The organism is Heyndrickxia camelliae (genome assembly GCF_002844575.1).
GTDB lineage: Bacteria > Bacillota > Bacilli > Bacillales > Bacillaceae_C > Margalitia > Margalitia camelliae.
On the sequence record NZ_PIQO01000015.1, the window covers coordinates 62,157 to 76,253 of the forward strand.

Annotated in this window: 14 protein-coding genes; 10 read left to right on the plus strand and 4 right to left on the minus strand. The window is 36.4% G+C overall.

Annotated features, from left to right (window positions below):
- Positions 1-31: 31 nt before the first annotated feature.
- Both CWO92_RS17360 and CWO92_RS17365 read right to left on the minus strand, forming a co-directional pair.
- Entirely contained in the window at positions 32-790 is a 759-nt protein-coding gene (locus CWO92_RS17360) for a nucleotidyltransferase domain-containing protein (protein WP_101355474.1), read from the minus strand.
- A 17-nt stretch (positions 791-807) separates the two neighbouring features.
- Positions 808-1,344, minus strand: coding sequence for a short-chain dehydrogenase (locus CWO92_RS17365; RefSeq protein ID WP_101355475.1), 537 nt, complete (start codon positions 1,342-1,344; stop codon positions 808-810).
- 89 nt (positions 1,345-1,433) lie between these two features.
- Between CWO92_RS17365 and CWO92_RS17370 the strand changes: the two genes are divergently transcribed.
- Entirely contained in the window at positions 1,434-1,784 is a 351-nt protein-coding gene (locus CWO92_RS17370; RefSeq protein ID WP_101355476.1) for an SCP2 sterol-binding domain-containing protein, read from the plus strand.
- 67 nt (positions 1,785-1,851) lie between these two features.
- Here CWO92_RS17370 and CWO92_RS17375 read toward each other — a convergent pair whose 3' ends face one another.
- The gene (locus CWO92_RS17375; protein ID WP_101355477.1) at positions 1,852-2,256 is read right to left on the minus strand and encodes a helix-turn-helix domain-containing protein; all 405 of its coding nucleotides are present in this window, start codon (positions 2,254-2,256) and stop codon (positions 1,852-1,854) included.
- 200 nt (positions 2,257-2,456) lie between these two features.
- Between CWO92_RS17375 and CWO92_RS17380 the strand changes: the two genes are divergently transcribed.
- From CWO92_RS17380 to CWO92_RS17415, 8 genes are all read left to right on the plus strand, one after another.
- Positions 2,457-2,909, plus strand: a complete 453-nt coding sequence (locus tag CWO92_RS17380; protein WP_101355478.1) for a hypothetical protein — start codon at positions 2,457-2,459, stop codon at positions 2,907-2,909.
- 710 nt (positions 2,910-3,619) lie between these two features.
- Positions 3,620-4,888: a coiled-coil domain-containing protein gene (locus CWO92_RS17385; RefSeq protein WP_101355479.1), complete on the plus strand. Its 1,269-nt coding sequence runs from the start codon at positions 3,620-3,622 to the stop codon at positions 4,886-4,888.
- Positions 4,889-5,686: 798 nt separating this feature from the next.
- The gene (locus CWO92_RS17390; RefSeq protein ID WP_233269738.1) at positions 5,687-6,265 is read left to right on the plus strand and encodes a YkoP family protein; all 579 of its coding nucleotides are present in this window, start codon (positions 5,687-5,689) and stop codon (positions 6,263-6,265) included.
- Positions 6,266-6,481: 216 nt separating this feature from the next.
- Positions 6,482-7,663: a galactokinase gene (locus tag CWO92_RS17395; RefSeq protein ID WP_101355480.1), complete on the plus strand. Its 1,182-nt coding sequence runs from the start codon at positions 6,482-6,484 to the stop codon at positions 7,661-7,663.
- Positions 7,660-8,649 (plus strand): UDP-glucose 4-epimerase GalE, encoded by a 990-nt coding sequence (galE, locus tag CWO92_RS17400; protein ID WP_101355481.1) that lies wholly within the window; start codon positions 7,660-7,662, stop codon positions 8,647-8,649. Before CWO92_RS17395 ends, galE begins: the two co-directional genes overlap by 4 nt.
- A 2-nt stretch (positions 8,650-8,651) precedes the next feature.
- Complete coding sequence (galT, locus tag CWO92_RS17405; RefSeq protein ID WP_101355482.1) at positions 8,652-10,139, plus strand: UDP-glucose--hexose-1-phosphate uridylyltransferase; 1,488 nt, start codon at positions 8,652-8,654, stop codon at positions 10,137-10,139.
- Positions 10,140-10,151: 12 nt separating this feature from the next.
- Positions 10,152-11,198, plus strand: a complete 1,047-nt coding sequence (locus CWO92_RS17410) for an aldose epimerase family protein (protein WP_101355483.1) — start codon at positions 10,152-10,154, stop codon at positions 11,196-11,198.
- 10 nt (positions 11,199-11,208) lie between these two features.
- Positions 11,209-12,207 carry a LacI family DNA-binding transcriptional regulator gene (locus CWO92_RS17415; protein WP_101355484.1) on the plus strand — a complete coding sequence of 333 codons (999 nt, stop codon included), beginning with the start codon at positions 11,209-11,211 and terminating at the stop codon, positions 12,205-12,207.
- Between the two features lie 22 nt (positions 12,208-12,229).
- On the opposite strand, the gene CWO92_RS17420 is transcribed toward CWO92_RS17415, so the two are convergent.
- Positions 12,230-12,484: a hypothetical protein gene (locus CWO92_RS17420; protein WP_101355485.1), complete on the minus strand. Its 255-nt coding sequence runs from the start codon at positions 12,482-12,484 to the stop codon at positions 12,230-12,232.
- Between the two features lie 309 nt (positions 12,485-12,793).
- Here CWO92_RS17420 and CWO92_RS17425 point away from each other — a divergent pair, with 309 nt between their 5' ends.
- Complete coding sequence (locus CWO92_RS17425) at positions 12,794-14,053, plus strand: ABC transporter substrate-binding protein (protein WP_101355533.1); 1,260 nt, start codon at positions 12,794-12,796, stop codon at positions 14,051-14,053.
- Positions 14,054-14,097: the final 44 nt, after the last annotated feature.

A 14,097-nucleotide genomic window follows, 5' to 3' on the forward strand; every position in this document is an offset into this window, starting at 1 on the left:
CCGAAAGCGTTCTAGCAGGAGGGGGGCTCATTTAGTAGGTACCCCTCTTTAGCGTTTTACGAAAAAATTGATTTAAGTCTTCAGTTACATTCTTATCAACCGTTGGAATAGTGTTAACGTAATCCTCAATATGCTTTAATTCCATTTCTATATACTTGTTGACAAAAGGTAAATTAGACACGCATATATATTCGTGTTTTGTTTGTTTCAATTGAATTAGATGATACATTTCCTTTTTAAGGTTTTCTTCTTTTATTAATTTGGCCACTAAGTTAGGAAAGTGGACCGTTGGAAACGAATCTTCGGTTTCTATTGCTTTACATGCTAGCAGGGGACGTAAAACATTTAAATATTGTTTCACCTTTATCTTGTCCTTTTGAAAAATGTCTTTAGCATTTCGCTTTGACATGTTGAGATAGTGGAAAAGACAAGCTTTAGCAGAAAAGGCTTGTTTCGCAAGATTCTTCACTTCATGATAAAATGGTTCCCTTTTTATATAGATGATGTCTGAATGCAGCCACTCCAATAAAGGAGGATTTGATTTTCTCAATAATAATAAAGTTTTTCGTAAATCCCACCCTGATAGATCAAGTGACTGTGTAATTGGTTGTTCAATAACATCACGTTTTTGATCGATATCTAAATACCAGTCAAGTGGGTGCATATAAATAAACCGAACATCATAATCACTATGGTCAGATTGAAGACCCCAAGCACGACTTCCCGCCTCACATGCAAACAATATTTTTACATCATATTTTGTTGCCACTTTTAAAAGCTGATCTTGCATGTTGATTCCCCCGATATTTACGGACGTTTTTCCCAAGGCTGTAATACGCCAATCACTTTCACAGGATTATCTTCTTGAATCGCTTGAATAACCCCAAAAGAAATTTCATGATTGAATAGCCAGCGTGATTGGTTATCTTCAAGGATAAAGCCAAGCTGTACTTGACGGTAAAGACAATTTTTCGGAACAGCGGCTGCCTCTTTTATTTTTTCTAAATGAGAGCTACTTCCCAAAACATGAAACAATCGAAATTCCTTACTAGTTTTTGCAGCTTCTTTTAAAACAATCCCCAATGCATTTGGAGCTGAAGAGTGAATCCAAGCGACTATTAAATGTAATGGACCGTGTTGTCTAATCGTATATTGGATTTTTTGAAGAAGGTGAGCGTCATCGTGATAATCGACCGATAGAAAAGTTGAATGGGGAGAATCAGATAAGCGCTCATATTTTGAGGAATCTCTGCCAATAACTGAAACAAAATATCCTTCTTTTTTCAGAAATAAGGTAACTTCGGACAGCATACCTGTACCGCCTACAATAAGTGCGTGTTTCATTAATAAAGTCCCCCTTTTTTAATATTATAATTATTATTTGATAATTCTAAAACTAATATAATATAGTAATAGAAAAAGGGGATGTATGTATGAGTCAACTCAATGATAAAACGGTGACGGAAATATGGAAGGAAGTTGAACACTTGTTAAATGCAAATCGTACTCCATTCCAGGATATGAATGTTGTGTATCAATTTGAGTTGAGTGGTGATGATGGCGGCATCTATCAGTTAGTATTTTCAGATGGTCTTGCCAAAGTACTTTTTGAAGAATTGAAAGAACCTCAGTGTACACTGAAGATGAAGGTCTCCGATTTTAAAAAGTTTTTACAAGGAAAGATAAATAGCACTGCTGCATTTATGATGGGAAAGCTTAAGATAGATGGCAGTGTTGGGCAGGCATTGAAACTGGATAAGTTGTTAGGTCAATATGAGTTATAAAATAGAAAATATATAAGCATCATCATAGAAAAAGAGTCGTTCCTGTTTAAAACATGGATCGGACTCTTTATTTTCTTGCTTCTTCTGTTTTAACGATGGTATTTAATATTTGCGCAATATATTGCTGATTTTTTTCAGGTAGCAATGTTATCCGGCTAAGTAAGTTTTTAAAATTCGGATGCTCTAACAGGTATTCAAGGATGCGCTGTGATTCTGCGTCCTCAAAGCGTTCTCTTATGACCGTTTTTGCAACAAGGGACTCTGAATCAATTCCATAAGTTAGGTATAAGAGAACCTCATTGGAAAGGTGAAAGGTTTTTCGAAATTCATTTAGTTCTGAAACAGTGAGTTCTTTTTCACCATTTTCTATTTTAGAAATGTCCGGCTGTTGTTTATGCAATCTAGCAGCCATTTCTTGCTGAGTTAATCCAAGATTTTCTCTAAATTCCTTGAACCGTTTTGAAAAAGACATAATTTCACCCGCAGCTTTTTTTTACTATAAAGATAGAGCTTTTTTATTTTGATAAAAGATAGTATTCAAATTAGGAATATATTTTTTAATTCCTTTTTAGAATATAGCAACTTATTTACTATAAAATAAATTACCATTAATAGTAATATTTAACTATTACATAGTTAAATAGTAATAAAAACTGATGAAAGGAGATTATAATGAACCAGCTAAATATTCGGTTTAGAGAGATTCTATCACATGGTCGTTTTATAAGAGGGGATTATTTTCTAGTTTGCCATGGTTATAAGCAATCGAATCAAGTAGTTAAAATACAAACATATTTTTCTCTAAGTCATGCACTTCAAAGCACCTCGCATCAAGACTCCGATTCATCATCCATAATCTATATTACTCCGCTTCGGGAATGGACAACTCTAAAAATTCAAGCCTTAATAAAAGCTCAATACGTCGATATTTATATGTATATTGATTTAAAGAAAAATAGTATTTCTCTGGAAGTTATTCCGGACCAAAATATAGTATTATCAGACACACAAGTTGCAATGATTGTCTCGTGTTTCGGTATTAAGCAAGGCAATAGAGTATTATACTTCAAGAACTTCCACAGAATTAAAGCATGGAAGAAACAAACCACAGAAATTCGACCATAAAAATCAAATAAAATTTGCTTTCATCTTTTCATTCCGACAAAGTTTTATATTCGAAGGTTTTATAATACTGGTGAATGATAGTTATTAGGAGTGCTAATGCCTTGAATAATGAAGATGGAAACTTTTTTATAGGAATGTGTTGGGCTGTTTTAATAAGCATACCATTGTGGCTTTCCTTTTTTGGATGGATAAAGGTAATAACTCGCTTCTTATAATTTGAGTGAAAAGGAAATTGGTCGTTTGTTCCTTTTCTTTTTTTGTTCTGCACACCTTCCGATTTAAATATATCTCAATAATAACGAGAAACAGAGAATTTTCAGAAATGGTTGTTCATTTTTGAATTAATTAAAGAGAGTTAATATAAAGGAACCCTGTAATAACAGCCAGTGAAATAACTAGCAATGTGTATGAATTATTCTTCAGAATTTTCCTCATTAATGGCCCTCCTATAAGAAAAGTACTAAAATTTCAAAGTTTAATAGATTCTATGCACCCTCTTAAAAAAGTATTCCAATAGAGGTTTTGTAAAAAACAGATATAAAATTGAAATAAAACTGTAATGTTTAAATGGCCCAAATTGTCGAAATTTGATGATATAATATCTTTATTAATTAGTGAATACAGGAGTGCGCGAGTCGCTCTTTTATATAATTTTAAATAAAAAAAAGAATCTAGTAGCTTTATTTACATACCATGGAGGAGAAAAAAAAGTGAAAAGAAAACTTTTAACCCTAAGTGTAGCATCCGTTATTAGTGCGGGTACCTTGATTGCCCCGTTATCCAGCAACTATGCATTTGCCCAATCCATTAAAGAAAAGCAAAAAAGTGTTCAATCCGATATTCAAAAGAAAAAGGCCGAAATTTCAACTCTAAGTGCACAGGCTAAAGAAATGGAAAGCGAAATGAATGAAATTACAGCCAAAGTAAACGATACCAATGCAAAAATCAAAGATACTACTCAAAAGGTAAATGATACAAAGCAAGAAATTAATGAATTGCAGGCGAAAATTAAGGAAACAAAACAAAGAATAGCGGAACGTAATAAAGTTTTACAGGATCGTGCTCGTTCTATTCAACAAAGCGATGGTTCCGACAGTTATTTAGATGTGCTGCTAAATTCTCAAAGTTTTGGTGATTTTATTGATCGTGCTGTAGCTGTTACTACCTTTGTAAGTGCAGATCATAAGATTCTTAAAGAACAAGAAGCAGATAAAAAAGCACTTGAGCAGTCAGAAGCAGATCTAAATAATAAATTGCAGGAAGTACAACAAGAATTATCTAAATTGGAAGATTTAAAATCACAATTAAAATATCAAATTAATGATAAAAATAGTATTCTTGCAAAAATTAAAGAAGAACAGGAATCCGCAAAAGGCGAACTTGGAGATCTTCAGGACAAAGCGGCATCATTAGCTGAGCAAGAAAAAGCAGCTGAAGCGGAACAAGAAAAAGAACGTCAAGCTTTCCGGACAACATCATCCAATTCTTCGTCCCATTCAAGTGGAAACAGCAGCGGCAGCCATTCCTCTGGTTCTGCATACAGTGCACCTTCTGATGGTCCTGTTTACCATGGTTCAGGAGCGATCGAAGCGGCTATTAGTGCAGGTTCATCTATTGTTGGTCGTTCTCCATACAACTGGGGCGGCGGACGTTCTAGTGCGGATATTCAGAACAGATCATTTGACTGTTCCTCCTTCGTACGCTGGGCATATGCGATGGCAGGCGTGAATTTAGGAAGCATTACGGGAACATCTACTAATACTCTTGTTTACCAAGGGAGAGCTGTTAGTGCATCGGAAATGAAACGTGGAGATCTTCTTTTCTTCGATACGTATAAAACAAATGGTCATGTAGGGATTTACTTAGGAAATGGACAATTCCTTGACGACAATAGTTCACATGGTGTGTCAATCGACTCATTAAATAACCCTTACTGGAAAGCAACATTCAAAGGTGTTGTAAGACGAGTAGTAGAATAATAGATTATGAAACCCTCCTGAAATAGGAGGGTTATTGTTTTGCAATAATATATAGGAATGAACTAAGAAGGAAGGTTTTAGTAAGATGTAGGTGCTTCTGATTTAGATGAATTAGGGTCTATCGGAAATTTGTCAGCATTTTTTATCATACTGAACATTTTTGCTTGCGAAATAATTTACGGTTTCTTGAGCTACTGTAAGTTCTACTGCATACTGTCTAAATTTTTCTCAATCCGAACAAAACGTTTATCCATTCGACTTTCATTTTGTAAATACGATTTCAAGCTGATTTTTTACATTGCCAATATGGGTTTCAAGTTTACCTTTTACATTAACCAGTTGCTTTTTATTTAGTACTCGCATATCTACTAACTATTCATCCATATGCTTTTGCATTGCTCCATTACTATCACCTCCTAGTAAATAATTATATGATCCCGATGAAATGAACAACAGGAATTACGACAAAATGGAAGAAATAGCTATCTCATCAAATGTTTGATTAAAAACTGTAAGAATTCTTTTATCTACTATTAATTTATCCTTCAATTTGTAAGAAAGCTGTCAAATCTTAAAATGTATTTTCCCTTCAAATGCTATGTTTATTCGCCTTTTTAAATCATTTTTTCGGACATCGACATCTTTTATAATAATTCCCCGGGAAACATGTAAATAAAGTGAAAATGTTGCTGAAAAATAGGAATACTAATGATAATATTCCCGATAAAAATAATAATGGTGGAATGTGGATTACTGTTCGTATTGTTTAATCTTTTGATTGGAGAGGAGGTAGGATTATTGCTAATTCGATTTTCGATTATTTCTGTATGTCATTTCATCGATGCACTTTTTCTTTATTTTAGACGTCTTGAGTATACATTCACAAATCAAAATGAAAAAACGATCTTTAGAGTGAGGATTACAAAGTACAAAGGCCATCGTGTTGACTTATCGGATGGAACGTCCATTAACAAAAATGATTGCTTATTGAAAATACATTTGCATAATGTACGTATTTTAAAGGAAGCATTATCCTTAAGACATCCTCTGCAGCGATCATTGGCTATATACAGGATGGTGGAACAATCGATGCCATCTTTAGCCATGTATATTGATAACCATCCAAAGTCTACCCAAATTAAAGGAATTGTAGGTATTACCATGATTAATAGAGGTGTAACCCATTTAGGGTTTGAAAAATTCCTGCCAAATAGCCGGTTTTATAAGCTTTTTAAATTTTGCACCCAATTTCCAATCTTCCTTTTGGCTACAACCTCCATTTCAATGAGAAATATTAAAAAGCAATGTCCAACCTATTTATTTATGTCCAAAGAAAAATTATTTGAAAAATATTTGGATACAAGACAAGCCACGTAACTTACGTGGCTTTTTCATTCAGCATAAATGAATCATGAGTTTGAATAATTGTATAAAAATACTTAACTGCATTGATTCTCTTTAATTCGCTCTGATGAAATAAATCAGATGACATGTAAAAGTATTTAGTAAAATTATTAGTAAAATTATTGAATATTTTTACTAATTAGGATACGATTAAGTAAAATATGATGCTTTTTTGGAGGGTCAGCTATCGTGAATGATAAAGAATTATCAGCGTTATTTAAGGAGAAGTTTCAAGGTGAACATGAAAAGCAATTTTTTGCTCCTGGAAGAATCAATCTAATAGGTGAGCATACAGACTATAATGGTGGCTATGTTTTTCCGTGTGCTATTACATTTGGAACATACTGCTTTGTAAAAAAAAGAAATGATTTAATCGTTAGAATGTACTCGGTGAATTTTCCAGAAAAAGGGACTATTGAATATTCAATAGATGAACTTGATTATCAAACAAAACATGACTGGGGTAATTATCCAAAAGGAATGCTGCGTTTTATTAGAGAGCGTGGATATCATATCCCAACTGGATTCGATGTATTATTTTATGGAAATATCCCGAATGGAGCAGGGTTATCATCATCTGCATCCATAGAAATACTTACCGGTGTCATGGTAGATGGTTTATTTCAGTTGGGAATACCGCGACTTGAACTAGTCAAACTTGGACAAAACGTTGAAAATCACTTTATTGGTGTAAACAGCGGGATTATGGACCAATTTGCAGTTGGAATGGGGAAGATTGATTCTGGTATTTTAATAGACTGCCAGTCCCATGAATATCAATATGCACCCATACATTTAGAAAAGCATCAAATTATTATTATGAATACGAATAAACGCAGGGAACTTGCCGATTCTAAGTATAATGAGAGAAGAAAGGAATGTGAGGAGGCGCTATCTGATTTACAAAAGATGTTAAATATCAAGACGCTTGGTGAAATAAAAGAGGATATATTTGAGGATTATAAATATTTAATAAGAAAAGAGATTGTAAGAAAACGTGCAAAGCATGCAGTATATGAAAATCAGCGTACATTAAAAGCATTTCATGCTTTAAATAATGGAGATCTTCAGGAGTTTGGTATATTAATGAACGCTTCCCATGCATCACTAAGAGATGACTATGAAGTAACGGGGGAAGAGCTTGATACTTTAGTGGAAGCCGCATGGTCACAGCCTGGGGTGGTTGGTGCACGCATGACTGGAGCAGGATTTGGCGGCTGTGCTATAGCAATTGTGGAAAAAGACAAAGTGGCCGATTTTATTAAAGAGGTCGGAAAATTATACAAACAAAGGATAGGGTATATGGCTGATTTTTATGTAGCAAGTATTGGGGATGGCGCAAAAGAATTAACGAATGAGGTGTTATTATGAGTATTTTAGTGTTAGGTGGAGCAGGCTATATTGGGTCGCATGCGGTATATCAGTTAATGGATCAACAGCATGATGTTGTAGTAGTTGATAATTTGCAAACAGGGCATAGAAAAGCAGTTCATCCTAAAGCAAAGTTCTATGAAGGAGATATCCGTAATCGTGACTTTCTAAGAGGGGTTTTCGAAAAAGAAAGGATAGATGCAGTAATCCATTTTGCTGCTAATTCCCTCGTGGGAGAGTCGATGGAAGCGCCTCTAAAGTATTTTGATAATAATGTATTCGGTACACAAGTGCTATTAGAGATGATGAAGGAATTTCAAGTGAAATATATTGTTTTTTCTTCGACTGCAGCGACATACGGAGAGCCTGAAGAGGTGCCGATTCACGAGGAGATGCCTACTAAACCAACTAATACCTATGGAGAGACAAAGCTTACGATGGAAAAAATGATGAGATGGTGCGAACAGGCATTTGACTTGAAATATGTTTCTCTTCGCTATTTTAATGTAGCTGGAGCGCGTGCTACGGGTGAAATTGGAGAGGATCATACTCCAGAAACGCATCTTATTCCAGTAGTGCTCGAAACTGCATTAGGGAAAAGGAACGCAATCACTGTTTTTGGGGATGATTATGATACAGTTGATGGTACATGTGTACGTGATTATGTTCATGTAGAGGACTTAATAGATGCCCATTTATTGGCGCTACGCTATTTACAAAATGGTGGAAAGAGCGACATCTTCAATTTAGGCAGCAGCCAAGGTTTTTCTGTTAAGGAAATTATTGAAACAGCGAGGAAGGTAACAGGTATTGATATTCCTGCAGTGATAGGAGAAAGACGTGCAGGTGATCCAAGTAAATTAATTGCCTCTTCTTCTAAAGCACAGGAAATACTCGGTTGGAATCCGCAAAGAACTAAAATCGAAACAATTATTAAAGACGCATGGAATTGGCATTCACATTATCCAAATGGTTATGGTGATTAAACATGCAAGAGATTAACCGTGCTATTCAGAAGCTTGTTTCACAAGCCTTAAAAGCAAAGCTAATAGAAAAAGAAGATGTTATCTATGCAAGAAATCAGATTCTCACTATTTTGGGATTAGAAGCTTATGAAGAGACAACGGGGATAGAAGTAGAGAGAGAAATACCCGAACTGTTAGACATTTTAGTAAAATATGCATGTGAAAATAATATAGTGGAGGATTACTTGGATGAGAAGGAAATCCTCGCGAGTAAAATTATGAATTGCTTTGTTGCCAGGCCATCGGAGGTCAATCGCAAATTTCATCAATTATATAAGATGGATCCCCAACTGGCAACGAATTATTTCTATCAATTGAGTCAAAACAGCAACTATATTCAGATGAAACGTATTCAAAAAAATATAGAATATCGAGTGGCAACCGAGTATGGAAATCTAGATATTACCATTAATCTTTCCAAGCCAGAAAAGGATCCAAAACAAATTGAAAAAGAAAAAATGGTAAAGAGTGTTGGATATCCAACATGCTTGCTTTGTGCTGAAAATGAGGGATATGCCGGCAGAGTTGGTCATCCAGCTCGATCCAATCATCGTGTAATAAGGGTGCAGCTTGATGGCGAAAACTGGATGCTCCAGTATTCACCATATCTTTATTATCCGGAACACTGCATCCTGCTATCAGAACAGCATCGAAATATGGTGATTAATCGAAATACCTTTTCTAATCTGTTAAAGTTCGTTGAAAGGTTTCCACATTATTTTATAGGATCCAACGCAGATTTGCCGATTGTTGGCGGATCTATTTTGTCCCACGATCATTATCAAGGTGGGTATTATGAGTTCCCAATGGCTAGAGCGGAAAAGGAGGAAACATTTTCCATCAGTAGCTTTTCCAATTTGGAATGTTCGACAATAAAATGGCCGATGAGCGTCATCCGATTAAGAAGTCATGAGATTAATAGCTTAGTAGAGGCTGCGGATTATATTTTACAGAATTGGAAGAAATACAGCGATAGTTCTGCCGAAATATATGCTTTTACCGGAGATGTTCCTCATAATACGATTACTCCTATCGCCAGGAAGCGTGGGGAAGTCTACGAGATGGACTTGGTTTTGCGCAATAATCGTACAAGTGAGGAGCATCCATTTGGTATATTTCATCCGCATGCAGATGTGCACCATATTAAAAGGGAAAACATTGGCTTAATAGAGGTCATGGGTCTAGCGGTGTTACCAGCTAGATTGAAGGATGAACTGAAAGAAGTGGAAAAATTCCTGTTAGGTAATTCACACTCAATCGCAGAGTATCATCTAGAGTGGGCGGAGGAGTTAAAGGAAAAATATCAAAATCAATTGAACGAGCAAAATGTAGAACAATTTTTACGAGTGGAAATTGGGGCAAAGTTTAAAAAGGCATTAGAGGATGCTAGTGTGTACAAACGGGATGAAAATGGAAAAAGAGCTTTTTATAGGTTCATTGAAACATTATAAGGGGGATTATGAATGGATATATCGAAAGCAAATTTTGGTATATTAGATGGGCAGGAAGTTATTGCCTTTACGCTGGTCAATGATTCTGGAATGAGTGTCACATGTTTAAACTACGGATGCATTATTACAAAAATTTTGGTGCCTGACCGATATGGCAAGATGGAAAACGTTGTGCTTGGATTTGATTCTGTGGAGGAATATTTGCAGCATTCCCCTTATTTTGGTGCTGTTGTTGGTCGCGTTGCTGGCAGGATTAAAGGGGCATCATTTGAATTGGATGGAGAGTCTTTCCAATTAACAGCAAATGAACACGGTAATCATATTCACGGCGGTATAAAGGGATTCAGTCATGTAATTTGGGAAGCTGCAGATTTTCAAGAGGACGGAGAAATTGGTATTGTTCTTACTTATCAAAGCCCGGATGGAGAAGAAGGGTTCCCTGGTGAATTGAATGTCAAAGTCACCTACGTCCTAACGAATGATAATGAACTTAGGATTTCCTATGAAGCGCAGTCTGATCAAAAGACCATTGTAAATTTAACGAATCATTCTTATTTTAACTTGTGCGGAGACTTAAAAGAGGATATTTTAAACCATCAATTAACCATGAATAGTCAAGCAATATTAGAGCTAGACGAGCAGCTATTACCGACTGGACAGGTGCTAGATGTAGAGGGTACTGCATTTGATTTTCGCGAGAGCAGGCTATTAAAGGATGGAACATTCTCTACTCATCCGCAAAATGTCTTAGTCGGCAATGGATATGATCACCCATTTGTATGGAATGAGCAAGAGGAAAGGGTGATTACTTTAGTTGATCCAGAGAGCGGGCGTTCTTTAAGGGTGGAAACAGACCAGCCATCGGTCGTAGTCTACACCTCCAATCAGCTTGAAGGAGATTTTCATATAGCGGGTGTACAAGCAAGGAAATACTTAGGCGTTTGTCTGGAAACGCAAGGGTATCCAGATGCCATTCATCACTCGCATTTCCCATCGATTGTCTTGGAAAAGGGTGAAAGATATCGCTCAACAACAACGTATTACTTTTTAGCTCAGTAAGGAGGAAATAATGGCAACCATTAAGGATATTGCGGAAAAGGCGGGGGTATCAATTGCGACTGTATCGAGAGTTTTGAACTATGATCCCGGTCTTTCCGTAAGCGATGAAACGAGAAAGAAAATATTTGAAGTGGCAGAGGCACTTTCATATAAAAAGCGAAATCCTCGTAAACCCAGTCCAGCCAAAATAGCCATGCTGCATTGGTATACAGAGAAGGAAGAATTGGACGATTTATACTATATGTCAATTCGGATAGGAATAGAAAACCGCTGTCAGCAGCAAGATATTCAAGTAATCAAATGTTATCAAAGCAATCTGGAAGATTTGAAGAAAGAAGGAATTCAGGGAATTATTGCAATCGGCAAATACAGCAATAGGGAAGTAGAAGAAATTGCTGAGATTTCAAGTAATATCGTATTTGTAGATTTTTCACCGGATGAAGACCGTTATGACTCTGTTGTAGTAGATTTTAAAAGGGTGACGGAAAAAGTACTTGACTACTTTGTTGAAAATGGACATACAGAGATCGGTTATATTGGTGGAAGGGAAGCGTTCCGTGATCGAACAGCAGAGATAGAGGATATAAGAGAGGTTACCTTTAGCGAGTATATGAAGTCTGCTAAGTTATGGAAAGAAGAATTCATCTATATTGGTTCATTCTCTGTGAAGGATGGTCAGAGGTGGATGAAAAAGGCCATTCAGGAACATGGAGACCAACTTCCTACTGCCTTTTTTGCAGGCAATGATTCTATTGCTATTGGCTGCCTGCAGGCACTACTAGAGGCGAATATTTCAGTACCAGAACGGGTAGCTATTATTGGCGTCAATGATATTAGTGTATCGAAGTACGTCTTTCCGCCTTTAAGCACTGTTAGAGTTCATACAGAGCTAATGGGGGAGACAGCTGTTGACACTCTAATGGAACGGATTGATGGCAGAAAGGTAGCAAAAAAAGTATTCATCGCTACCGAACTTATTCACCGGGTGTCGGGCACTAGATTATCATAATGATAATCTGGTGCCTGACACCTTATTTTTTTGCTTTACCGGTTTTGTAGCCTAAGTAAAAGATAGGAATATAACTTAGAAGAACATAAGCGACGCGCGGGTCCTTTTCTATGAAGTTCATAATAGATCCTGTAGTTTTGAGGAGTGTATTCAGTAATTGGCCCTGGGTTTGCAACCGATAAAGATAAACAATTATGATTGCAAGAATAACGATTAAGATAATCCATAATATCCGTAATATGGACATTGATTGTTTCTTTGCTTTCGTCTTAGCCACCCAAATCCCTCCTAAATGGTCGATAGGTACCATTTCGAGCCTTTTTGGTGTTTTTCCTTTATTTCTATTAATCTTCTTTGCTTAATTTATTTTACCCTCTATTCATACTTTCAGCTTGTCATTAATAAAATGACAGTGAACCAAATAGAAAAAATAATACACAATCAGAAGGCAGTAATCTTTGATGAAGTGGTTACAAGGTTAACCTTGTAAATAGGTACCTAAGCATAAAATAAGAGGGGGAATTTTCCAGTGAGGAAAAAACAAAAATGGAAGATAGCAGGAGCACTTTTTCTGTCATTAGCTTTAATGCTAGCGGCATGTTCCAGTAAAACGGATAGTACAAATGAAAAAGACAAAGGCACGAAGAGCGGGAACAGCGATAACAAGAAAGTCACGATTGTGTATGCACGCGGTAAGGATGTCACAAAAGGAACGGAAAAAATTGTGGAAGCTTTTGAAGCGTCCCATCCCAATATTCATGTGAAATTTAAAGAAATGCCATCTGATAGTGGGCAGCAGCATGATGCGTATGTGACTCAGTTAAATGGAAAGTCTGATGAAATAGATGTCTTTGACATGGATGTTATCTGGCCAGCGGAATTTGCACAAGCAGATTATGTTCTTCCACTTGACCGCTTTATCCAACAGGATGGAATTGATTTAAGCACCTACAATCAAGGGGCATTAGCGGCATCTCAATTTAATGGCAAGCAATGGGCATTGCCAAAATTCATTGATGCAGGACTTCTTTATTACAGAACAGATTTGGTTAGTAAAGATGAAGTTCCGAAAACATGGGACGACTTATTAAAAATGGCAAAGGAAAAGCAGGGAAAGGGCGGTACAAAATTCGGATATGTCTTCCAAGCGAAGCAATACGAGGGTTTAGTATGTAACGCGATAGAATTTGTTGCATCTTATGGTGGTCAATTTATTAATGAAAAGAATGAAGTCGTCGTAAATAGCCCTGAAACAATAAAGGGCTTGAAGAAACTAGTAGAAGTTGCGAATTCAAGTATTGTTCCGAGCAATGTAAACACTTTTACAGAAATAGAGTCTGATCAGGCATTCATTGAAGGTCAAACAGCATTCTTACGGAACTGGCCATATGAATATGCAAGCGCGAATGATAAGGAAAAGTCTAAAATTGCCGGTAAGGTTGGAATCGCACCTCTTCCTGCAGGGGATAAGGGATCTGCAGCGGCACTTGGCGGTTGGCAAGCTGGCATTAACAAATATTCTAAGCATCCTAAAGAAGCGTGGGAATTCCTTAAGTTTATGGCAGGACCTGAAGGGCAAAAGATTGATGCTATTTACGGGGGGCATGCACCAACTATTACTAGTCTTTATAGCGATGCAGAGGTAGTGAAAGCGAATCCTACTTTCGGTGATAAAGGATTCCAGGATGGTTTAAATGCAGCAGTTCCTCGTCCAGTAGCAGCAAACTATCAAGAAATCTCCGATATTATTCAAATTGAAGTTTCAAAGGCAATTACAAAACAAGAAACAGTGGAGCAAGCAGTTAAAAATATGGAAACGCAAATGAAAGAAAAGCTCGTAAAATAGATTCTTACTCACAAAAATAGAGTGCCTTGTAATCGGGTGCCAGG

What these genes read in the sequence shown, in the direction of transcription:
- CWO92_RS17360 (WP_101355474.1), bottom strand. Translation starts at nt 790, where the DNA reads ATGCAAGATCAGCTTTTAAAAGTGGCAACAAAATATGATGTAAAAATA.
- CWO92_RS17365 (WP_101355475.1), bottom strand. Translation starts at nt 1,344, where the DNA reads ATGAAACACGCACTTATTGTAGGCGGTACAGGTATGCTGTCCGAAGTT.
- CWO92_RS17370 (WP_101355476.1), top strand. Translation starts at nt 1,434, where the DNA reads ATGAGTCAACTCAATGATAAAACGGTGACGGAAATATGGAAGGAAGTT.
- CWO92_RS17375 (WP_101355477.1), bottom strand. Translation starts at nt 2,256, where the DNA reads ATGTCTTTTTCAAAACGGTTCAAGGAATTTAGAGAAAATCTTGGATTA.
- CWO92_RS17380 (WP_101355478.1), top strand. Translation starts at nt 2,457, where the DNA reads ATGAACCAGCTAAATATTCGGTTTAGAGAGATTCTATCACATGGTCGT.
- galE (WP_101355481.1), top strand. Translation starts at nt 7,660, where the DNA reads ATGAGTATTTTAGTGTTAGGTGGAGCAGGCTATATTGGGTCGCATGCG.
- galT (WP_101355482.1), top strand. Translation starts at nt 8,652, where the DNA reads ATGCAAGAGATTAACCGTGCTATTCAGAAGCTTGTTTCACAAGCCTTA.
- CWO92_RS17410 (WP_101355483.1), top strand. Translation starts at nt 10,152, where the DNA reads ATGGATATATCGAAAGCAAATTTTGGTATATTAGATGGGCAGGAAGTT.
- CWO92_RS17415 (WP_101355484.1), top strand. Translation starts at nt 11,209, where the DNA reads ATGGCAACCATTAAGGATATTGCGGAAAAGGCGGGGGTATCAATTGCG.
- CWO92_RS17425 (WP_101355533.1), top strand. Translation starts at nt 12,794, where the DNA reads ATGCTAGCGGCATGTTCCAGTAAAACGGATAGTACAAATGAAAAAGAC.